This window comes from Mycobacterium sp. NGS51 (assembly GCF_059812525.1).
Map to the genome: position 1 here is coordinate 85,795 of NZ_JCALCV010000019.1, position 21,011 is coordinate 106,805.

General features: G+C 63.3%; 18 protein-coding genes and 1 pseudogene. 9 read left to right on the top strand and 10 right to left on the bottom strand.

What is annotated here, in order from left to right; all coding sequences use genetic code 11:
* Nucleotides 1-127 precede the first annotated feature (127 nt).
* Together AC5Y5W_RS20680 and AC5Y5W_RS20685 are read left to right on the top strand one after the other, a co-directional pair.
* Nucleotides 128-937: a GAP family protein gene (locus tag AC5Y5W_RS20680; RefSeq protein ID WP_500012355.1), complete on the top strand. Its 810-nt coding sequence runs from the start codon at nt 128-130 to the stop codon at nt 935-937.
* 659 nt (nt 938-1,596) lie between these two features.
* Entirely contained in the window at nt 1,597-2,385 is a 789-nt protein-coding gene (locus AC5Y5W_RS20685) for a GAP family protein (protein WP_500012437.1), read from the top strand.
* Between the two features lie 190 nt (nt 2,386-2,575).
* Here AC5Y5W_RS20685 and AC5Y5W_RS20690 read toward each other — a convergent pair whose 3' ends face one another.
* The 3 genes from AC5Y5W_RS20690 to AC5Y5W_RS20700 all read right to left on the bottom strand — a co-directional run bounded on the left by AC5Y5W_RS20690 (nt 2,576) and on the right by AC5Y5W_RS20700 (nt 5,954).
* Nucleotides 2,576-3,259 carry a class I SAM-dependent methyltransferase gene (locus AC5Y5W_RS20690; RefSeq protein WP_500012353.1) on the bottom strand — a complete coding sequence of 228 codons (684 nt, stop codon included), beginning with the start codon at nt 3,257-3,259 and terminating at the stop codon, nt 2,576-2,578.
* 278 nt (nt 3,260-3,537) lie between these two features.
* Complete coding sequence (locus AC5Y5W_RS20695) at nt 3,538-4,452, bottom strand: sulfotransferase family protein (RefSeq protein ID WP_500012351.1); 915 nt, start codon at nt 4,450-4,452, stop codon at nt 3,538-3,540.
* A 107-nt stretch (nt 4,453-4,559) separates the two neighbouring features.
* Entirely contained in the window at nt 4,560-5,954 is a 1,395-nt protein-coding gene (locus tag AC5Y5W_RS20700; protein WP_500012349.1) for a WS/DGAT/MGAT family O-acyltransferase, read from the bottom strand.
* A 297-nt stretch (nt 5,955-6,251) separates the two neighbouring features.
* Here AC5Y5W_RS20700 and AC5Y5W_RS20705 point away from each other — a divergent pair, with 297 nt between their 5' ends.
* Both AC5Y5W_RS20705 and AC5Y5W_RS20710 read left to right on the top strand, forming a co-directional pair.
* Nucleotides 6,252-7,505 carry a glycosyltransferase gene (locus AC5Y5W_RS20705; protein ID WP_500012347.1) on the top strand — a complete coding sequence of 418 codons (1,254 nt, stop codon included), beginning with the start codon at nt 6,252-6,254 and terminating at the stop codon, nt 7,503-7,505.
* Nucleotides 7,506-7,642: 137 nt separating this feature from the next.
* Entirely contained in the window at nt 7,643-8,398 is a 756-nt protein-coding gene (locus AC5Y5W_RS20710) for a GAP family protein (RefSeq protein WP_500012435.1), read from the top strand.
* A 48-nt stretch (nt 8,399-8,446) separates the two neighbouring features.
* Here AC5Y5W_RS20710 and AC5Y5W_RS20715 read toward each other — a convergent pair whose 3' ends face one another.
* Nucleotides 8,447-9,355, bottom strand: a complete 909-nt coding sequence (locus AC5Y5W_RS20715; protein ID WP_500012433.1) for a sulfotransferase family protein — start codon at nt 9,353-9,355, stop codon at nt 8,447-8,449.
* Between the two features lie 274 nt (nt 9,356-9,629).
* Between AC5Y5W_RS20715 and AC5Y5W_RS20720 the strand changes: the two genes are divergently transcribed.
* Nucleotides 9,630-11,057 (top strand): hypothetical protein, encoded by a 1,428-nt coding sequence (locus AC5Y5W_RS20720; protein ID WP_500012431.1) that lies wholly within the window; start codon nt 9,630-9,632, stop codon nt 11,055-11,057.
* Between the two features lie 18 nt (nt 11,058-11,075).
* Here the strand turns inward: AC5Y5W_RS20720 and AC5Y5W_RS20725 are convergent, their stop codons facing one another.
* Nucleotides 11,076-11,984, bottom strand: coding sequence for a class I SAM-dependent methyltransferase (locus tag AC5Y5W_RS20725; RefSeq protein ID WP_500012430.1), 909 nt, complete (start codon nt 11,982-11,984; stop codon nt 11,076-11,078).
* A gap of 718 nt (nt 11,985-12,702) precedes the next feature.
* Here AC5Y5W_RS20725 and AC5Y5W_RS20730 point away from each other — a divergent pair.
* Nucleotides 12,703-13,127, top strand: a pseudogene (locus tag AC5Y5W_RS20730) (hypothetical protein); the annotation flags it as partial.
* Nucleotides 13,128-13,206: 79 nt separating this feature from the next.
* Here AC5Y5W_RS20730 and AC5Y5W_RS20735 read toward each other — a convergent pair.
* The 4 genes from AC5Y5W_RS20735 to AC5Y5W_RS20750 are packed head-to-tail and all read right to left on the bottom strand — an operon-like array spanning nt 13,207 to nt 14,549.
* Nucleotides 13,207-13,611, bottom strand: a complete 405-nt coding sequence (locus tag AC5Y5W_RS20735) for a type II toxin-antitoxin system VapC family toxin (RefSeq protein ID WP_500012345.1) — start codon at nt 13,609-13,611, stop codon at nt 13,207-13,209.
* A gap of 10 nt (nt 13,612-13,621) precedes the next feature.
* The gene (locus AC5Y5W_RS20740) at nt 13,622-13,852 is read right to left on the bottom strand and encodes a FitA-like ribbon-helix-helix domain-containing protein (RefSeq protein WP_500012343.1); all 231 of its coding nucleotides are present in this window, start codon (nt 13,850-13,852) and stop codon (nt 13,622-13,624) included.
* A 56-nt stretch (nt 13,853-13,908) separates the two neighbouring features.
* Nucleotides 13,909-14,325 (bottom strand): type II toxin-antitoxin system VapC family toxin, encoded by a 417-nt coding sequence (locus AC5Y5W_RS20745; RefSeq protein ID WP_500022592.1) that lies wholly within the window; start codon nt 14,323-14,325, stop codon nt 13,909-13,911.
* Nucleotides 14,322-14,549, bottom strand: coding sequence for a ribbon-helix-helix domain-containing protein (locus AC5Y5W_RS20750; RefSeq protein WP_499889672.1), 228 nt, complete (start codon nt 14,547-14,549; stop codon nt 14,322-14,324). Before AC5Y5W_RS20750 ends, AC5Y5W_RS20745 begins: the two co-directional genes overlap by 4 nt.
* 187 nt (nt 14,550-14,736) lie before the next feature.
* Between AC5Y5W_RS20750 and AC5Y5W_RS20755 the strand changes: the two genes are divergently transcribed.
* From AC5Y5W_RS20755 to AC5Y5W_RS20765, 3 genes are all read left to right on the top strand, one after another.
* Nucleotides 14,737-16,131, top strand: a complete 1,395-nt coding sequence (locus AC5Y5W_RS20755; RefSeq protein WP_500012341.1) for an MBL fold metallo-hydrolase — start codon at nt 14,737-14,739, stop codon at nt 16,129-16,131.
* Nucleotides 16,128-17,228 (top strand): sulfite oxidase, encoded by a 1,101-nt coding sequence (locus AC5Y5W_RS20760; RefSeq protein ID WP_500012339.1) that lies wholly within the window; start codon nt 16,128-16,130, stop codon nt 17,226-17,228. The genes AC5Y5W_RS20755 and AC5Y5W_RS20760 overlap by 4 nt, the downstream gene beginning before the upstream one ends.
* A gap of 130 nt (nt 17,229-17,358) precedes the next feature.
* Nucleotides 17,359-18,033 (top strand): methyltransferase family protein, encoded by a 675-nt coding sequence (locus AC5Y5W_RS20765; RefSeq protein ID WP_500012338.1) that lies wholly within the window; start codon nt 17,359-17,361, stop codon nt 18,031-18,033.
* Between the two features lie 26 nt (nt 18,034-18,059).
* Here AC5Y5W_RS20765 and AC5Y5W_RS20770 read toward each other — a convergent pair.
* Nucleotides 18,060-21,011: condensation domain-containing protein (locus AC5Y5W_RS20770; RefSeq protein WP_500012336.1), on the bottom strand; the 2,952-nt coding region annotated here is incomplete at its 5' end.

Sequence of the window (21,011 nt, forward strand, 5' to 3'; positions counted from 1 at the left end):
CAAAACTGACACACGGTCGAGCGTCCAAGCCTGAACGGCTCAGGCGCTCACCACCGCACGGAATCGTGCGCGCGCCCGAGCCAGAAAACCCGCAGACGCTTCGATAAACCAAGGGACACACACGGTAATGTTTCCGGCCGTGTGGGGCTCACTGCTGGCGCTGGCGCTTCTGATGGCGTTCAACCCGGTGCGTCTCGCACTTGCCCTTCTCGTGATCTCGCGGCCACGGCCCGTGCATAACCTGCTCACCTACGGGGTCGGCTGCCTGGTTGGGTGTGTCCCCGCTGTGGTGGTTCCGCTGACGCTGTTGCACGTCACACCAATGTTTCGATCTTTTGCTGACGATTTGGCTCCCAGCCCCACTGTCCGGTACATCCGACTCGGCATGGGTGTGCTCGCGCTATCGATTGCCGCGCTGTTGACGGTGCGCTCTCTGACGCGCCGGCGCGAGCCGACGCATCGGCCGAAACACGCCGCGGACAACACGTCGACCCTGGTGCTGGAGCCGAATACACCGACCGCAATCTCGTGGTTGTTTGACCGCACACAGGATGCGGCGACGGAGGACGGGTCGGCAATCCGACGACTTCTGCGCCGCATGCGCAATGCGTGGGAAAGCGGATCGTTGTGGGTCGCGTTTGTGATCGGCATGGCATTCGGCGGGGTGGAACCCGATGCGGGTCTATTCTTGCTCGCTATCATCGTGGCCTCAGGAGCCGCGGTCGGCACGCAAATCGCCGCCGCGATCGTGTTCGTCATCGGCGTGCTTACGGTTGTCGAGGTCACCCTACTGAGCTATCTGGTAAGGCCGGTGAAAACAAAAGCGATAGTGCAACTGCTGCACGACTGGGCGTTGGCACACCGTCGGAAGATCCTCGTAGCCATGTGCACAGTAGCTGGTGTCTCGCTGGTGGCCAGCGCCATGGGAGGCATCTGAATGAGCTCAGAGCCCGGCCTCGGTGGCTCAAGAGCAGATGTTGGACACTACGAGGCAGAGGTCGGGTAGATCAGATCGCGGTAGTGTTCGATCCGGCGAGCAGCTGGCGGCCTTGGCCGCCCTCGAGCCGGAACACCTCGGGCAGTTGCTCTTTGAGCAGGACGCCGCCCGAGCGTCACGATCTCAGTATCCGGACGACGATCACGGCGAACCACGTGCAGCAGTTGGTCGCGGGTAGAGCGCATCGAACACTTATATCGTGGATTCGACAGGCTGATTCTGTAAGTGGTGTGTGATTCGAGGACTCGCAGAGATACTTGCCGTGCGCGAAAAATCGTTCAGGACGCTCGAAAGGTCGTGTCTCAAGCAGTCATTTGAGTTGGGATGGCCACACTGATACGCAACTATCGAGAAGAAGAGCTGCTCGCGCACGCACGGGGCTGATGCCAGGGCAGGATTTGCACCTGGCTGTCCGCCTTATCAGCGCGCACATCGAGGTATCCGGTGTCATGGTGCCCGGAGGTTGCCGGTGAGCAGCGGGGCCTAGCTCATGGCCCGCAACGGAATCCTGCTCGAATTGGCAGACAAACAACCCAAAGAACTTTCAAAAATGGCAGCACACACAAAACTCAATGCCGAACCGGGTAGTGTTCCGGGCCGTGTGGAGCTCACTTCTGGGGCTGGCGTTTCTGTTCGCGGTCAATCCGGTACTTCTTGCCGTCATCGTTCTCCTGGTCTCGCGGCCGCGGCCGGTGCAAGGCCTGGCGGCCTACTGGGCGGGCAGTGTGATGGTGAATTTGCCCTGCCTGCTGATTCCGCTGGTGTTACTGCACTCAACACCCACATTGACCTCTTTTGCGGAAGATATGGGCACCCCGGATACGAGCCCCGCCGCGCGATGCGTCCAACTCGGCATGGGCGTGCTTGCGTTATCCATTGCCGCGGTGATGTCGGTGCGCATGGTGCGTGAGCGGGCGCGGCTGCCGATACCGGTTGGCAACACGTCGGTCATGATCCAGGACTCGGATACGTCGAGGCCGATCACACCTTTTGGCCGCCCGCAGGAGGCCCCGACGAACGGCGGGTCGGTGTTCCGGCGGGTGCTCAGTCGCCTCCAAAATGCCTGGGAAAATGGAGCCTTGTGGGTCGCGTTCGTGTTCGGCCTCGGCGGATTTCCGCCGCCCCTTCTGGTGCTATACGTAGAGACGATCGTCGTGGGCTCGGGGGCCGCGATCGCCACCCAGGTCATCGCGGTGATCGTGTTCGTCATGGCAATGTTTGCGGTTGTCGAGATCACCCTGGTCAGCTATCTGATCGCGCCAGCGAAAACCCTTGCGGTGCTACGGCCGCTGCACGACTGGGCACTGGCTCACCGTCGCCAGGTGCTGGTAGCCATCTTTGCAGTGGTTGGGTTCTTTCAGCTGGCCAGGGGCATCGGCATCGCCTGAGCCTGGTGGTTCAGAGCCCGGGTGCTTGTGGCACCACCCGAGAGCCGGCAGTGCTGGGCGCGGGCACCTGGCCGGCCAAAAGAACTGTCGTCGGCGCATCGAAGAGCACTCCAATGCCCAAAGCACGCAACGGGTTCGATGAGTGCGGCACCGGTGACCGGCGCTAGCACCGCGCCGCCGGAGTGCTGCGCTATCGCGACCGTGACTTATTTATCTCGTCCTTGACGTTTTTCGGGAGTCTCTCGGCGAAGATCTTGCGCGAGAATGTGTCGGTGACCCAGCCGCGGAGGACGTGCCGGAGCCGGAACTGCCCCTGGAGCGCTGTGTCAGGATAGCTCTCGGTGAGGTCGACGAACTCGAAGCCTGTCTCTGTTTCCGTTGGCTTGCAGATGAGATATTGCAAGTGAGGTAGCGCGAAGATGCGCGCGCCCACCGCCTCTGCGAAGTAGACCGCAAACGGGAACACCAGCGTCGGTTCGAAGCGATCCCCGTGCTGCCAGACCGTGTGCGTAAAGTCGTCTCCGCCGATCCCTCCGCCCTCGCGGACCTTGGAATAGACCTTGATGAGATCGATCGTGATACCGCGTAGCGTGTGGTCGCCGTCGATGTAGGCGAAGTCGAGGCTGCTGTCTGGAATCTCGTCGAGGACCTCCGTTGTCGTTCCAGGCAGGATAATGCGCTTGTCGCCCGCGAACTCGGTATTGGCCTTTGTCTCCGTCAGATAGGTGGCGAACCGGGCATCGTCCGTGTTGGCCGGCTTGTTCCAGTCGTCCAAATGCCGCCATGGATCGACCATGTAGTACCTCTGGATCGAACTGCACGAGGCAAGCATCTCGGCCGCGAAGCGGCCCCGATAGACGCCGATTTCGGCCATCGACTTGACTTGCGTGGACCGCAAGAACTCGCTCCACAGCCCAAATCGCGACTCTGAGCTCGCGCACAGAGCTCGTAGTGCGGGCTCTTCGACTTTCATTGTGTCCCAATAATCTTGATTGGTTGCGCCACAGCGCACTACTCCTGTCTATGCCAACGAGCTCCGCGGATACTCCGTGTTGCGTGCGGTAGTCCGAAACCGCCTTCCGACACGACTCAATCACGTGATAGTTATAAATTTCAGAAGTTTTGAGGAAGCGGCGGTTGCGGCGGCGAATTTCAGGCCCAGGTGCCCTTGCGCCGGTGAGCGAGTGCGGCGATTTCGAAGATGAGTTTGCGTGGAACGAAACGCTGCGCCTTGGTGACGCGCCGATAGTTGTCGAGAGCGGTGCGCAAGTGTTGTTCGCTGGCCCCGTAATCGGAGAAGACACCGTCTAACTCGTCTTGGCTCCACGTGTCGCCATCCGCGGCCCGGTGCAGATTGCGGTAGGTAGTGGTCAGCCATTCGGTACCGAATGGTTCTGGGCATGCGGATCCTTCGGCCTGCTGGTGGCGCTCGTCGGCGGCGAGAAATTCATTAATCGCGGTCTCGTCGGGTTTGAGATCGATGTCCAGAGCTGTGGAGATCCTTTTGACCTCCCCGCGCCAATCCTTAAGAAGGTGAGAGTATTCCACGAACACGCGGGGCAGCCCGCGTGTGTAGCGTTCGGCGAGCAGGCTGTTTTTCAGCCAGAGCGCGGCGGCGAGTTCGGGCTTGATGACTGGCATCATCGCGGTTGCGGACTTGATGACTTCGTGGGGGTGGCGTACCGCGATCACGGTGCCGACGTTGTAACCGGCGATGCGGGCGGCTTCGAACCACATACCGGCTATGGCGGTCATCTGAAGGTCCTTGATGACGTAGAGGTCCGACTGCGGCAGTGTGGTGAGATAGGCGTTGATTTCGGCGATGTCTCGTCGGTCGACGTCTTCTTCGTGGAGGCGCAGGGTGGGGTCAGCGGAGCCGCTGTGGTGGCGGCGCAGGATTTTTTCGTTGAGGTAGCTGGCTTGGCGTGGTTCCCAGAAGCCACGCGGGTTGGCTTTCGCGGCCCCGATCATGCCCGGCGGAAGTGCGGCCCCAGACAGCGACAGGACGCGTGTCAGCGCGGCGGTGCCGGATCGGGCCATCCCCAGCACGAACAAGAAGGTTGTCATTAGCCGCTACCCTTCGCGTATCACTGCGCTACAACCGGGGCGTCAAACCGGACCCCGCTAGACGGGTTGATAGTACGTGAGGGCAAAGTGCTCCCGATATTGAAGACTCACCGATTGGCGCCTTGCTGTCGAACAGCCTCCCGGCACTGGTGCTGATCCATCACTGGTGTGGCCGGGGGCGCTCCGATATACGTGCCGGTGAGCGAGAACTCATTCAAGGTCTTCGAAAGGTCTTGTCGCAAAGCTTCCTTCGAGTTGGCATAGCCCGGCTGATAGACAGTGGCCGAGACAAAGACCTGTCCCTGCGCAATTCCTGACAAAACGTACAAGGCTCCGCCCAAACGGTGCATCAACGTTTTGGTCACACCTCGGTAAGAAAGCCTCGAGGCCCAGAGATCGGCGTCTGTGCCGTCTGGCCGGGTGACGGCCGAGTTGACCACACCGATATTGGATGAGACGACGGTATTGTCGACCAGCCTGACAAACCGTTTGGGCATCAGACCCAGCAGAGGAACGAAGGACATCACTGCCTGCTCGTCGTCGCGCAGCTCCTGGTGGCTGATCAGTGCTTGTTTGACTGCGGCCCGGATCTCGCGCAGGTCCGTCGTCGCACGGGCGGGGTCGACCGTGACGGTGAGATGACTGACCGCGTTGGCGTGCGTATCGCCGGCGGCACGCTCATTAACCGGCATCCTCATGAGGACCGAGCCGTCGGGGGTGACCCGTCCTATTCGCTGGGCCAAGTGGGCCGCCAATCCCATAAGCAGCGCGTTGCTGGTCCCGCCCAGCGCGTGGGCGCGAGCCTCCCACTCGCCGACGTCGACGAAGGCCGTTGCCATTGGGGGGGTGACGGGTTCGTCGGCGCCGGCCGGAAGCCTCAGTGGCGTGGTGGACGGCGCGGCTCCGGCACCCTCGCGGATGGCGCGCCGGGCCAGCCGTGCCGCGGCAACAGCGCCGCGGCCGAGGGCGGGAATGTCGCGCACGGTTTGACGGGCGTCCTCGCGCAGCGCCTGCCACCGCCCGCGCGCCCCAGCGGCAGGCCAGCTGATGGGGGCGTCGCGGCCATCCGCAGCATCCGCCATCGCCTCCAACAGCCCGGCACCGTCGGCGAGGCAATGTGAGACGGCCAAGCTCACCGCCGCGCCGCCGTCGGTGAAGGGCAGCACCGCAAGGTGCCACCCGGGTCCGTGCTCGGCATCGATGGGAATGGTGGCCTGCTCCTCGAGCCAGGCGTCGAGTTCTGCGCGCGGGCGGGGCGTCGCGGCGACCTCAATCTCGGATGGACCGTCGGCTGATACCCAGCGGTGCCGGCCGAACCGCAGCGATGACCGTTCGATGCGGCGGGGTAACCATCCGCGCTGAAGATGGTGATGGAACTTTCGCAGACCGTCGATGTCGACCGGGCGGTTGTACACCCAGAAAGGATGTGGCATCGACGCGACTCCTGTGGCTCGCTCGGCGTCAAACGTGAGCTGGTCAAGCGGGTCCAGTAGGTTGTCCATCGTCGTACCGTACTTCCGACCGCTTGTCTTCGAAGCGATTCACCCCCCAATGACAATGGGAGGCTGTCATTTCATCGCCATAGGCGGCCGCCGACGCTGATTTCGCACGTTTGTCGACTCGACAGGGTGCAGTGGCGGCCGGAGGACTTGCAACAGTCCTGGGTCCATTACTTCTGAGTTATAGTCACAACGCACTACACCCGGCACTGTCGTGGGTTAGCGGTTGACTACCCAGCGCCACAGATACAACGCAGTTTGCTGCAGATCAGAGAAAGATTTCATGCCGAAAGATCCGCGATGAAATGTGTGCTGGCAAGCTATGGAACGCGTGGCGATGTAGAGCCTTGCGTCGCTATCGGCCGTGAACTGCTGCGCCGCGGGCATGACGTGCGCCTGGCAGTTCCGCCCGACTTGATGAGCTTCGCCGAGTCGGCTGGGCTTACGGCGGTCGCTTTCGGGCCGGATACGCAAGAGTGGTGGGGGGCGCACCGCGACTTCTGGACGCGTTCGTTCCGCAACTTCTGGAAGATCCGAGATCTGATCAGGTTGTGGCGCGAAATTGGGGAGTCGGTCAGCCACCACTGGGAGCATATCACCACGACGCTGCGGTCGCTGACGGACGGGGCTGACCTTTTAGTCACCTTTCTGAATTTCGAGCACTCCGCTGCCAATGTCGCGGAGTATTACGACATTCCGTTGGCGACGCTGCATATCGCGCCGGTGCGGGCCAACGACCAGTCCCTGCCATTCCTGCCGTGGTCTTTGAGCCGCTACGCAATGCGGGTGTACGAGTGGGTGAACTGGCGCGGGGTGAAGAAGTTCGATGACGCGCAGCGCCGTGAATTGGGCCTGCCGAAGGCGACGCGCTCCGCGCCGCGACGCATCACCGAGCGCGGATCACTGGAAATTCAGGCCTACGAAGAGGCTTGCTTCCCTGGGCTGGCAGCCGAATGGTCGAAATTAAACGGCCAACGGCCCTTTGTCGGCGCGCTGACGTTGGAATTGCCAACCGATACCGATGAGGAGGTCAACTCCTGGATTGCCGCGGGGACACCGCCGATTTTCTTCGGGTTTGGCAGCACGCCGGTCGCATCTCCCCCCGACATGGTCGCCATGATCGCCGCTGCCTGCGCGCAGTTGGGCGAACGGGCGTTGGTGTGCTCCGGCTGGAGTAACTTCAGCGATGTCCCCCATTTCGAGCACGTCAAGGTGGTGGACACGGTGAACTACGCGGCCACCTTTCCCGCCTGCGCCGCGGTCGTGCACCACGGTGGTATGGGCACCACGGCCGCGGGCTTGCGCGCAGGAGTCCCCGCGCTGATCCTTTGGACGGCGCCCGATCAGGCGATCTGGGCAGCTCAGGTCAAACGGCTGAAAGTTGGCTTGGGGCGGCGCCTTTCGACCACTAGCCTGGAATCGCTGGTCGCGGACCTGCGCCGGATCCTCGGCCCCGAATACGTCACTCGAGCCCGCGAGGTCGCCACCCAGACGACCAAACCCGCCGAAAGCGTTGCCAACGTCGCCGATCTCCTGGAAAGTTTCGCCCGCTAAAGCCATGTTGGCTGACGTGGGACGGTTACTGGGGCGCCCCGCTCTCGAAGCCCTGCGCCGACCCGGCGTGCAGAACGGGCCTACGGCCAGGTCTTGACAGGGTAGGGTTCCGGGCCGTGTGGGCTTTCGTGCTGGGAATGGCGCTTCTGTGGGCAATCAATCCTGTACTTCTCGGCCTCGTCCTTCTCCTGATCTCCCGACCGCGGCCACTGCAAAATCTGCTCGTCTGCTGGGTCGGTTGCCTGATAGCGAATATCCCCGTCCTGCTGGTTCCGCTGCTGATGCTGCACGTCATGCCTGGGTTCAGATCGGTTGCGCATGATTTGGCCACAGCGGGCCCAAACTCCACCACCGCACACATCCAACTCGTCATGGGTGTACTGGCACTATCGATCTCCGCGCTGATCGCAGTGCGCTCCCGGGCGCGTCAGCGCGAAGCCGTGCCGACACCGGTCGGCAGCTCCACTACACCGACCGCAATCCCGCTGCCGCAGAGCCGCGATCAAGATGGGTCGACCGAGCCCCGATCTGCGCTCCGGCGCCTGGTTTCGTACGCGAACAACGCGTGGGAGAGCGGAGCCTTGTGGGTCGCTCTCGTGGTCGGCGTGACATTCGTACCGGCTGGTCCGGTCATGGTTCTACTCGTCGACACCACTATCGTGGCCTCGGGAGCCTCGATCGGCACGCAGGTCATCGCCGCCATCGCGTTTGTCGTCGGGATGTTTGCAGTTTTTGAGATCACCCTCGTCAGCTATCTGCTCACGCCAGCGAAAACCCAAGCGGTGCTGGAACCGCTGCACGAATGGGCGCTGGCTCACCGTCTGCAGGTACTTGCGGCCATCTTCGCGGTGGTTGGGCTCTGGCTGGTGGCCAGGGGCGCGGTCTTCATCTGAGCTGGGGGCGGACCAAGGCCAACTATGGCCTCGGCATTGCCGACGAGCCTAGGTCCAAGTCCCACTACGCCGGTTAACCATCGCGAGGACCTTGTAGTTCAGCTTCACGATGAATGGCTTATACAACCGGTTGAGCGTGCGGAAACGGCGGAAGTCCTCGAACACCGTTCGGAAATCATGCTCGCTCGCGCGATAGGCGTCGAAAACACGATCCAGTGCAGCTGGATCCCAGGGCTCATCTCGAGCGAGCGCGCACAGCGTTTGGTAAACCGTGGAAGTCCAGTCTGAGCCGAAGAGCTCTGCCACCGGCCCGTCATATTGCTGGCGCCGAAGATCAGGTTTGAGAAATTCCTCGATAGCGGAGTCATGCGGCGTGCTGCTCAGATCGATCGCGAGTGCCGAGGAAATCCGCTTCATTTCCCTGCGCCAGTCATCCAGGAGGTTGGTGTACTCGACGAAAACGCGTGGCAGGGTACGCGTGTGTCTCTCGGCGAGCAGGTTGTATTTCAGCCACAAAGCACCCGAGAGTTCCGGCGTGGCTGGACTGCGCTTCGCAACCGACGCGATGACTTCCTGCGGGTGGCGCACTGTGATCGCGGCCATGATGTCGTATCCGGCCAAACGCGCCGCCTCGAACCACAAGCCGGACAGCACCGTAATCCTCGGGTCCTTGATAACAACCACGAGCGGTGCTGCCGGCAGCGTGGTGAGAAACGTCCTGATGTCATCGATCCAGGCGGCCTTGTCGTCGAACGCACCTTCCTCCTGTAGGCGCAGTGTCGGGTCGAACAAACTGCTGCGGTGGCGCTGCAGGATTGCTTCATTAAGGTAGTTCGCCACACGCGGCTCCCAATGGCCCAGCGGGTTGTCCGACATGGCGCCCACCAGGCGGGGCGGGAGCGTGCCACCGCACAACGACAGAACCCGTGCGAGCGCCGAGGTTCCGGACCGGTTCATACCCAACACGAACAAAATAAACGGGCGGTCGGCCGTCCCGCTCTGACCGGCAGAAGTCACCAGCACAACTCCTTGCCGGATGCTATGTGCACGTTGCGCGTCATTGCGGTGCGTGGGCCGATGATCATGGCGACAGAATAGCGGGGGTGACGCTGCGAAATCGCAGTACGGCGTCAAGCCAGGCCGGCCGGAATTATGTAACCACTGGAATTATGCGACCATATGGCGATTCGCGGCGCGGCCGCCGCGTCACCGCTATTCTGCGGCCATGACCATGAGCCGACGCCCGGCCCGAATAGCGCGTACGCGACCATCGTTCAACAGACGCATCTCCAAAGAGGATGGACGAGTGGACAATCGGCTCGCGCCGGTGGACCAAGGCTTGTTCGCGGGGCATCGCGCCGCCGGGATTAACCTGGTCATCCAAGTCTTGTGGCTCTATGAGCACGACGTCGACCTCGATGGGCTGAGACGCTTCAACCGCAATTTCGGTTATGGGTTGATGGGACGGCTCATCGAACGTTCGCCGCTGCCGTTCGCCCGGCCTCGGTGGGTCGTCGATCGGGGGCTGTCGGACATCGATGTCGCTGAGTGCGCCCGTCCACGCGCTGAGCTCAGCGACTGGGCCGATAAGCGCTCACAACTGCCCATAGATCCGGAAGGGGGGCCCGGCTGGCACTTAGGTGTCCTGCCACTTACCGACGGCACCACCGCGGTCAGCCTGGTGCATTCCCACTATGTTGTCGACGGCCTCGGGCTCCACAACGCGGCAGCTGATGCGATCCGGGACATCAATCACGACCTCGGCTATCCTCCGCCGCGTTCACGTACGCGACGGCGCGCGGCGGTTCAGGATGCCCGCCAAACGGCACGGGAGGCGCCCGAGGTGGGCCGGGCGCTTGTCACGGCGGCACGGCTGGCCCGGAAACAGGCACGTGCGCGGCAAGATGCTGTCCGATCACCTGCACGGCGACCTGTAGCCCTCCGGGCAGGTGACGGCGATGATCCTGTCGTCGTGCCGGCTGTCTCGATCCAGATCGACCTGAATGAGTGGGATGCCCGTGCGAAGGCTCTCGGCGGAACGGGGAAAACGCTGATCGCAGCGTTGGGTACGAAACTTGCCGAGGCCATGGGGCGCCAACGCGCTCGTGACGGCTTCGTCACCTTGCACCTCCCGATGAACGACCGCAGCAACGGTGATACGCGTGCGAACGCAATGTCGATCGCGACGGTCAGCGTCGACCCGAGCCGGGTAACCACCGATCTGCGTGACATCCGCGCCGCCATCAAGCAGGCAGTGACCACTTTGCGGGAGACGCCTGACGAGGCACTGCAGTTGCGCTCGCTGATCCCGTTCACGCCGAAGCGGGCATTGAAACGGATGGTGGATGCTGGGCTCACCGACCCGGATGCCCCCACGCTTTGTTCGAATCTCGACGAGTTCGACCCCGTGGTATTCCGCCCCGATGGCACCGACGGCGAGATCATCCTGACGCGGGTGACCGGCCAAGGCGTAACGCGGGAATGGCTCGAATTAACGGGCGGCCAGATGACTCTGCAGTCTTGGCGCGTTGGAGGCGGCTCCAAGATCTACTTCACCGTCAACGCCTACCAACCGGGCGCGGAGAACACAAAGCCCGCCTTGCGTGAACTGGTTGCGCACACACTGGCCGAGTTCGACCTGGCTGGCGAGATCTTCTAACGAATCGTTGCCGCGCCTTCACTTGACCCGCAAGACAAAACCTGTCTGGTCACCACGGCCCTGCTCATTGAGCTCGTCCGCACGTTTTTCCCACTCCCAGATTTGTTTAAGTTTAAACAGTCGAAGGATTTTGGGGTCGGTCACCGCAACGTCACGTCGGTAAGCTTCGCTCCCCATGAACTGGCCTAAATTCGAATCATCGATTGTCTGTTCCACTCGCAGACCGGCCTTCTCAGCTGCCAGCGCCATTGCATCTCGTGACGGTATGACGCAATGCCGAGGCGCATCGATCTGCACCCAGTCCGCCGCATAAGTAGTCCATGCTTCAGATGAGGTGGTCGGCACACGAGCCAAGCAAGCACCGCCGGCAGCGAGCTTTTCGGATGCCACCTTGAGCGTTGCGACCGGGTCAGGAACATGTTCAAGCGAGTGATTGAACATGATCAGATCAAATTGGCCAGCCACTTCACTCAGGTCTCGCTTCATCAGCGGCACCCCTAGAGGCGTCTCGTCATCGGCTGCAAGGAACGGATCTGCACCAGACAAGTTGGTGAACCCCAATTCAGCCAACCGGTCAAGCAGCGCACCGCCACCACAGCCCACGTCCAGAATTCGCGCGTCCCGTTCAAGAGGAAGCTGAGCGAGCATTCCGACAGCGTCTCCTCCGAAAAGAACACGGAGGAGACCGTCGGGCAATCGCCTCGTTAAGAGACCACCGAATAGCCGACCGCCAGTATCCAATTTATAACGGTCTTGCTGCGAAATGAGCCATCGGAGCAACTTTGGCTGAGCTGCAGCGTTGTATGAGTAATAATTTTCGGGATAATGGCGCATGAGCTCGTCGCCGTCGAGCGGAGTTACGATTTGCAACGTCTCGCACGCAGCGCAGATGTAATATTCAAACCGCTCCCCGGTTCCGAACATCATCTCGCGAACCACAATAGTTTGATGGGGACCAGTCGATCCGCATAGTCGACACTCTCTAGTAATTTCGTTCACTCGGCCCTCCAGCGCACAAATTATTGGCCGCGTTGCGGGTCTGCCGTTGGTGAAGCGGTACATCCGGTAACAGGACGCTCAGCATCGCGGGTTGTGACAGACCTTCGAAAAAGATCGATCGACTAAGGATCTGAGAAAGGGGCGGCGTCATTTGCTTGAGCCACGGGGTGTTCTTCTCCAGGCCGTGCACAACCTTTCCACTGATGAGCCTTTCCGAGACGAACCACACGGAGGAGTTGTTCAACTCCACCTCCCTTCTGGTGACGTGGTCATGGCGGCGGGTGCCGGTGTAGTCGATGGACTGATCAGGAAAGGGGTGGTCCTCGGCGTTACGGCACACGAATCCAGGTCGGGGGCGTGACTGACGACCATCAGTGGGAGTATGCCAGGACCCGCGCAGGGCACCGGGCAGTAGCACCCGATCGGACAATTCTCATCTCAAGAATGGGTTCGCCTTCAGCAGGGACCCAGTCGCATAGGACGCACAAACAACTGCTGTTGGCCCGCACCGTGGTGCGCGATCAACGAAATGTCGCAATCCACATCGGCATTGGGCAGCAAGCAGCCTCATCTAGACTCGGGCTGTGGAGTGCCAGCTAGCGCCCTCCGCGCACACGACTGACAGCGACGACGTTTTGGATAAGGCGATTTTCGGGCCGCCATCAAGCAGACGTTGAAGGCGACGAAAGAGACCGCGGACGAAGCGAAGCAGGTCCTGTGGCTGCCCTCGTACAACCCGACGCGGGCGGCGAAGCGGATGGTCGCCAGGATGCCTGCCGACCCCGACGCGCCGGTGCTTTGTTCGTATCTCGGCAGCCTCCCCTCAGTGATCGGCTGCCCCGACGGCACCGTCGCCGAGGTAGAAAATGCGCGCGGCACCGGGCAACGCGAAACCCGCCAGTTCCTGGAGCGGCTCGGCGGCCGAATGATCATTCTGTCCGCGCGCATCCATGGCAAGACCTTCATCAGCATCGGCGCAACCAACCGGGCGCCGAGAACGCTAAAGCCGCCTTGCGCGAGGTGACCGCGGCCACGCTGGCCGACTTCGGCCTGACTGGCCGTATCGACTAACGCAACTGGTGAGCGGCGGGTCAGCGGAGATCTCACCGGACTCGCTTGCGAGTCGTTTCCGCCCGTATCTCCGGCGGACCTAGACCAGGGTGATCGCGACGGGTATACGGAGGTGATCAGTCGCACTGGCCAAGCGGCTGTCGACGGTGATCACGGCGGCGGAGTGTTCGGCGGCGACAGCGACATACAGGCCGTCGTAGATCGAGATGTTGTGCCGCCAGGCCCAGGCGGTGCGCAGCAGCAGTGCATCAGGAAGCACGTATTCGATGGCGAGTGCGGTGACGGCGTCGGCGGCGGCCTCGGCGTCCTCAGGTTCCAATTGCTTTCGCAATACGGCCTTGTGCAGGGTGCGTAGCACCTCGCCCGGCATGTGGGCCGGCGCGAACCAGCCGTCGTCGCCCGTCAGGACTGCGCGTGCCGCATCGCCTTTGGGAGTGCTGCTCGTGAGGGCCAACACCAGCACGCCCGCGTCCACCACGATCACAGGAGGAGATTCACCCGTCGCGGTCGGCGCGGATGACGGCCGCCACTTCCTCGGCTGTCATGGTGAGGCTGCGATGACCAGTCAACGCCTCCAAGAGCTGCCGGTTGCGTTGAGCCTGGTACTCCCGTTCCAACAGTGATCGCAGATACGTTTGGGTGGACTGGCCGCGCGCCTCGGCGCGGGCCGCCAGCGCGTCGCGAACTTCTTCGGGGACATCTTTGATCTGAATCGCAACTGCCATGGCCACAAACTACCACATGCGCATGGCATGCGCATGTCACATTTGCTTGCAGTCAATCACGGAAGAAGGGTGAAGCTCTCGGTATGGCACGGACGGACGACCGTGAAGTGACGGCGGTCGACTGTCGCGATCTCGCTGATGCCCAACCGTTCTGCTGTGGTCACCACGGAGGCGTCTACGGTGCCAAGCGGCAAGTCTCGGTACCGCGCAACAAGCTCTGCGATCCGCAGCCAATCTCCCGCGGCTACCGGTTCGACGGCGAACGCACCATCGGCCAGGTCGCCGAGGAATCGCACCTCAGCTTCGGCGCCCAGCCTGGTGCCCAGTAGGTAGGCCACTTCGGTGATGACGAGTGTCGGGACGATCAACGGACCCGGATGGGTCTGTAGAAGTTCCAGCGACGGCACATGGTGAGCGTCGTCGGCGTCGACATAGGCATATAGAGGACCCGCGTCGACAACAATTGCCCCTATGGTCTGACCTCGGCAGCCAAGATCTCCTCGATACGCTCGGAGACATCGCTTCGACCGCTACGGCCGGCGGCCGCTGCGTTGAGGCGCCGACGGGCACCGGTCGTGCCAAGGTATGCCTCGAGCGCTTCACGGCTAACCTCCGAGATGGTCAAATTCCGTCGCTCAGCCTCGTGCCGCAGGCGAGCATCCAACGCGTCGGGGATCTTGACCGTCGTCCGTTTCATGTATGCCAGCATACCTCGGCTGTCCATCGTGCACCGGCCAGAAGTGCCCACCACGCTCGGCGTATGCGGATACCTGGCTAGATTGGCCTTGATTACCAATCTCAGTATTTTTACCGAAACACTCGCGTTCATTGCTGGTCGCGCCTAAGCTCCGAACCACCCGGTTGCCCACCAAAGGAGCGGCGACATGATCTTCCGGCAGTATTTCCTGGCTTCCCTGTCCCAGCTGTCCTACTTGATCGGTGACTCGGCCTCGGGCCGTGCGGTCGTGGTCGATCCGCACCGCGACATCGCGGCTTACCGGCATGACGCCGAGGAGGACGGCCTATGCATCGAGCGCGTGATCGAAACCCACTGCCACGCCGACTTTCTCTCCGGTCACCTCGAACTCGCCGCCGCGACCGGTGCCACGATCTGCTACGGCGCAGGCACCACAACCGATTACCCGATCGAAGCGCTGCACGATGGCCAGCGGCTCCATCTGGGCGACGTGACACTGGAGATTCGAGCGACCCCGGGGCACACCCCGGAATCGATCAGCGTCGTGGTGTACGAGCACCGCGACCATGCCGCACCCTACGGCGTGCTGACCGGGGACACTCTGCTCATCGGCGATGTCGGTCGGCCCGACTTGACGTCGGGCGTCGGCTGTACCAGCGCCGACATGGCGCACCAGCTCTACCATTCGCTACACCGCAAACTGCTGACGCTGCCCGACGAGACTCGCGTGTTTCCCGCCCACGGCCCGGGTTCGCCGTGCGCCCGCCACGTCTCCGCCGACACCTCGTCCACCATCGGCCAACAACGGCGGACCAATCACGCGCTGGCGCTGCGCGACGAGGCGCAATTCGTCGCCGCGGTCACCACGGGTCAGCCACCGGCACCGCCGTACTTCTCCTTCGCCGCCCAACGCAACCGCGAGCGGCGCCCACTGCTCGACGAGGTAACCGCGCCGCCCCCGCTCTCGTTCGCCGCACTGGCCGCGCAGCGATCCGCGGGCGCGGTCGTGCTCGATGCGCGCGACCCCTCGGATTTCGCGGCCGGCCACGTGCGCGGATCGGTTAATGTCGGCCTCGACGGCCGGTTCGCCGAATATGTCGGCAGCGTGCTGCCTCCCGACCAGCGTCTCGTCCTGGTATGCCCGGAGGGTAGAGAACTCGAGGCCACCGTTCAGCTCGGCCGGATCGGTTACGACAATGTCGTCGGCTACCTCGACAACCCGCTGGGCGCCTTCCTCGACCATGCCGATGCGATCGAGGCCAGTTCACGACTCACCGCGACGGCACTGGCGACACACTGGGCGGACACTCCCGGATTGGTGCTGCTGGACGTACGCAATCCGGGCGAGCTCACCAACGGTGTGATCCCGGGCGCTGTGCACATACCGCTGAGCCGGCTGGTGCAACGGGTCCACGAACTGGACCGCACCTCCCCGACCACCGTCTACTGCGCCGCTGGATACCGCTCGATGATCGCCGCGAGCTGGCTGACCGCGGCCGGCTTTGTCGACGTTTCTGATCTCGTGGGCGGATATGGCGCCTGGGCAGCGCTGCCGGTTGCCGAGCCGGTCGCGGCCCGATGATCACCACGCTGACCACGCCGCCCATCGATTGGGAGGAGGCCTACCGTCAGGCAGTCGACGCGGGTTTGCACGTCCACACTCCCCATCCGCTCAACGCCGAAACGCCGCTGCTCACCATGCTCGGGACGGACATCACCCCGACCGATCACTTCTACGTGCGTAATCACTTCACCATCCCCGCCGTGGACGCGACGGACTGGCGGCTGACCGTCGGCGGCCACGTGCTGCGGCGCCAGACGTACAGTCTCGAAAAGTTGGTTGGGCTGCGCTCCCATACCCGGGTCGTGACCCTGGAGTGCGCCGGAAACAACCGCTCCACGCTGGACCAGCAGCTGCCGGACCTGCAGTGGGGCCTCGGCGCCGCGGGCACCGCCGCATGGACCGGTGTGCGCCTCGTCGACATCCTGGACGAGGCGGGCCTGGCAGCCGATGCGTGCGAGGTGGTGTTCCGGGGCGCCGACTGCGGGCACGTCGACGGGCGCGCCGAAACCACCTTCTTTGAGCGCAGCCTTGCGCTGGCCGACATCGCCGACGGCGGTGCGTTGCTGGCCTATGCGATGAATGGAGCGCCGTTACCCCGCCACCACGGCTATCCGTTACGCCTGGTGGTTCCGGGGTGGTATGGAATGGCGTCGGTCAAATGGTTGACCGACATCGAGGTCATCGACCGCAGCTTCGAAGGCCATTTCCAGACCGACCGATACCGCTACGAATGGCTGCAGGACGGACAGGCCGTCAGCGCGCCGGTTCGGCGACAACGAGTGCGCGCGGTCACCACGGAACCCGTTGCAGGACAACAGCTTCACCGCGGTGCGGCGGCGATTCGCGGCTTGGCCTGGTCCGGTGCGGCGCCGATCGCCCAGGTCTGGGTCAGCGTGGACGAACGGCCCTGGCAGCAGGCCCGCCTTTTGGGTCGTCCGGTGCGGGGCAGATGGCGGCAGTGGGAGCTGGGCATCGAGCTCGATCGCCCCGGAGCGGTGACGGTCCGCGCGTGCGCCGTCGACCACGCCGGTCGCACCCAGCCCAGGCAACCCCGGTGGAACAGACTGGGATACGGAGCAAATGCCGTGCAAACAGTCACGGTTCACGTCGTTTAAGCCAACCGGCGCCCTTCGAAGCCGCCCGAGCTCGACGCGTTGGTCTGACGTTGGGATCGGCATCGTAAACTTGCCGCACCCGACCTGGGTTTATTCGTGCTCGCTATCATCGTGCCGGTAAGGAGGATGTGTGAAAACCACTCCTAAAATGTTGCTATTCGCCCTGGTTGAGCCGGTTGTGTTCGGCACGATGCTGTTTTTGGTGGCCGGCACGGTGAACTACTGGCAAGCCTGGGTTTTTCTGGCGGTATACGTCCTGTCGACGTGGATTCCCAGCACCTACTTGCTACGTACGAATCCCGTTGCGCTGCAACGACGGATGCGCGGGGGGCCGACGGCGGAGACCCGAACGGCGCAGAAGGTGGTGATGGGCGGCCTATGGCTGTCGCTGACGGCGATGTTCGTGGTCAGCGCCCTTGACCATCGCTTTGGCTGGTCGCCGGTGCCAACGGCAATCTGCTTGGTCGGTGATGTGCTGGTGGCCGTGGGGCTGAGCGTGATGATGCTGGTGGTCATTCAGAACAGCCACGCGGCCGCCACCGTACGGGTGGAGTCCAGCCAGACGCTCGTCTCGACCGGCCTCTACGGACTGGTGCGCCACCCCATGTACACCGGCAACGTGATCATGATGGTGGGCGCCCCACTTGCGCTCGGCTCCTTCTGGGGGCTGGTCTTCGTCATACCTGGCGTGATCGTGCTCAGCATGCGCATCCGCGACGAAGAGAAACTGCTCCGAACAGAGTTGAACGGATACCCGGAGTACACGCAGAAGGTGCGTTATCGCCTAGTGCCACTTATGTGGTGACCGCCTCGCACGGCTTGGCGTCCTTCCTATTCGGACGCCGGGCTGAGGTCGTGGACTTCTTGGCTCAGGCTTCGAACCGACGGCGCCTCGAATAAGGTGAGCACGCCGAGGTGGGTGTCGAAGGTCGCGTTGATAGCAGCGATTGCGCGCATCGCCGAGAGCGAATCCCCACCGAGGTCGAAGAAGGAATCGTCGACTCCGACCTGGTCTACCCCGAGTACTTGGGCGTAAATGTCAGCCAGGATCTGCTCGACCAGGCTGGCCGGGGCGCGGTGATGACCGTTGCCGGGGCGCGGGGGCGTCGATGCCGGCAGTGGGGTGTCGCGGTGATCGAGCAGGCCGGTGGAGGACGGCAGCGGTTGGGTGGGATTGGTAGTCATGGCCACCAGCACCTGCTGGAAGTGTTCGATGAGGGTGTCGATGTCGGCGGGGTCGAACACGTCGGTGCGGAATTGAACGCGGAGGTGCAGTTCGCGGCCCGGCACGGCTTGGATGGTCAGCGGGTAGTGGTAGTAATCGCGGAACTCGGTGATGGCCAATTGGTGTTTGCCCGACAATGCATTGGCGTCAGTCGGGTAGTTCTCGTAGACGAAAACGGTGTCGAACAGCTGCTGGTGCCCGGTGAGGCGGTGGATGTCGCTTAGGCCTAGATGCTGGTGGTCCAGGGTGTGGTTGTGGGCGGTTTGGAGTTGGTTGAGCAACTCTGCTGTGGTGGTGTGCGGTGTGGTGGTCGCGCGCACCGGCACGGTGTTGATTAGGAGGCCCACCATCGCCTCGGCGCCGGCCAGCTCGGCGGGACGCCCGGAGACCACCGCGCCAAAGGCCACATCACGCTGGCCGGTCAACCCCATCAACAGCTGGGCCCAGGCGGCCTGCAGGACGGTGTTGACGGTGGTCTGCTGGGAGCGGGCCAACTCGGCAACTGCGCGGGTGAGCTGCTTGGACAGCTGCACCGAGGTCATGCTGCGCAGACCCGCAGTCCACCACTGCGCCGGGCCGACCAGGGTCGGCGTGTCAAACCCGGCCAACACCTCACCCCAGGCCAGCGCCGCGGCCTCGCGGTCGCGCTCGGCCAGCCAGGTGATAAACCGGCGATAGGGCGACGACGTGGGCAACCGCGCGTCGTTGTAGCCGGCGAAGATCTCACCCAGCAGGATCGGCAGCGACCAGCCATCAAAGACGATGTGATGGTTGGTCAGCACCAGCCGATGCCGATCGGCGCCGGTGCGGATCAACACCGCCCGAAAGCCCGGCGCCTCGGCCAGGTCAAAGACCCTCGCCCGCTCGGCGGCACACACCTGCTGGATCTGCTCCTCGACGCCGGCGCCGTCGAGCTCGATATAGCGCCACGGCGCTACCGGATCGGCGGGGATGATTGACACCGGCTCACCCGACCCGGCCCGGAAGCGGGCCACCAGGTTGGGATGGCGAACCACCACAGTCTGCAACGCATCACGCAACCGGCCGGCATCCAACGGCCCGGCCACGCTGATATCCATCTGGACCGCATACACGTCATCGCCGCTGGCCTGCGCAAGGCCGGCATGAACCAGCAGCCCCTGCTGCAGCGGGGTCAACGGCAACACATCCGCAATGCGATGCTGCGCGTGCAGTTCATCGAGCTGCTGCTGGCTAATCTTCGCCGGGGCAACATCCGACGGGGTCAACCCGCCCCCGCCCCCGCGCACATGGGCGCAGATCCCGGCCAGCGCCTCGAACCACAGCCGGCCCAGCCGGCTGACTTGCGCCTGATCCAACACCGAGGGCGCCCAGGTCCAGTTGGCGTGCAGCTGTGGGCCGGTGTCGGTGTCGACGGTGGCGGCGTTGAGTTCCACACTGTGGGCCAACGTCATCGGGATCGCCGCGGCCGTCGCGGTCAACCCCACACCCTGCTGGTTGACCCGCCACACATCACCCGAGGCATAGGCCGACGGCGCACCCAACCGCCCCAGATAGTTGAACCCGATCGGTGGATCCGACTCGGACAGATCCACCTCGGTGTTCAGATACCGCAACAACCCATAGCTCAAGCCGTCGGGCAGCGCGCGTAGTTGTTCTTTGACGTCTTTGACCGCCGCCCCCAACGCGGCCTCACCGGCAAGCACCTGCCCCCAGTCCAACCCCCCAACCCGCATCGCCACCGGGTACTTGGTGGTAAACCAGCCCACCGTGCGCGACAGGTCCACCTCGTCGGCCAGTTCCTCATGGCGCCCATGACCTTCGACATCGATGCCGATCGGCGCGCCACCGGTGCCGAAAAACTCCGCCGCCGCCACCCCGAAGGCGATCAGCAACACCTCATGTACCCCGGTATGAAACGCCGTGGGCACCTCACCGAGCAGCATCGAGGTGATCTCGGTATCCAACTCCATCGTCACGTGCCCGGCACTGGCAAACGTATCCACTCCCGGCTCTACCGCCGGCAGCACCGCAGGAATCTTCGCCACCCGTTTCCAGGTGTCCGCCTGGTCGACCACCTCGGGGTGATGGGCATGCTCAGCCAGCAGCGCCGACCAGCGGGCAAACGATGTCTCACCGGCGGGCAATGCCACCGGCTGTCGGCTGCGATGCTGAGCCCAGGCGATGTTGAGGTCCTCCAACAGGATCCGCCACGACACCCCATCGACAGCCAAATGGTGAACGATCACCACCAGCTGCCCCGCCGGGGCCGCCCACACCGCGCTCAACATCACCCCCGCGGCCGGGTTCAACCGCGACCGCGCCGCGACCACCGCCTCATCAGACAACACTTCCACGGTGGACAGACACCCGCGCGCATCCACCGACCCCACCTCGGGCACCCTCAGCGACCACCCGCCAGCCCCGTCGTCCTCAACCCGGGCCCGCAACATGGCATGCCGATCCAGCAACGCCTGCAACACCACCACCACATCGGCCTCGCTCACCCCGGCAGGGGCCTGCAACACCACCGTCTGGTTGAACTGCTCGACAGGGCCCTCGACACTGTGCAGCCACCG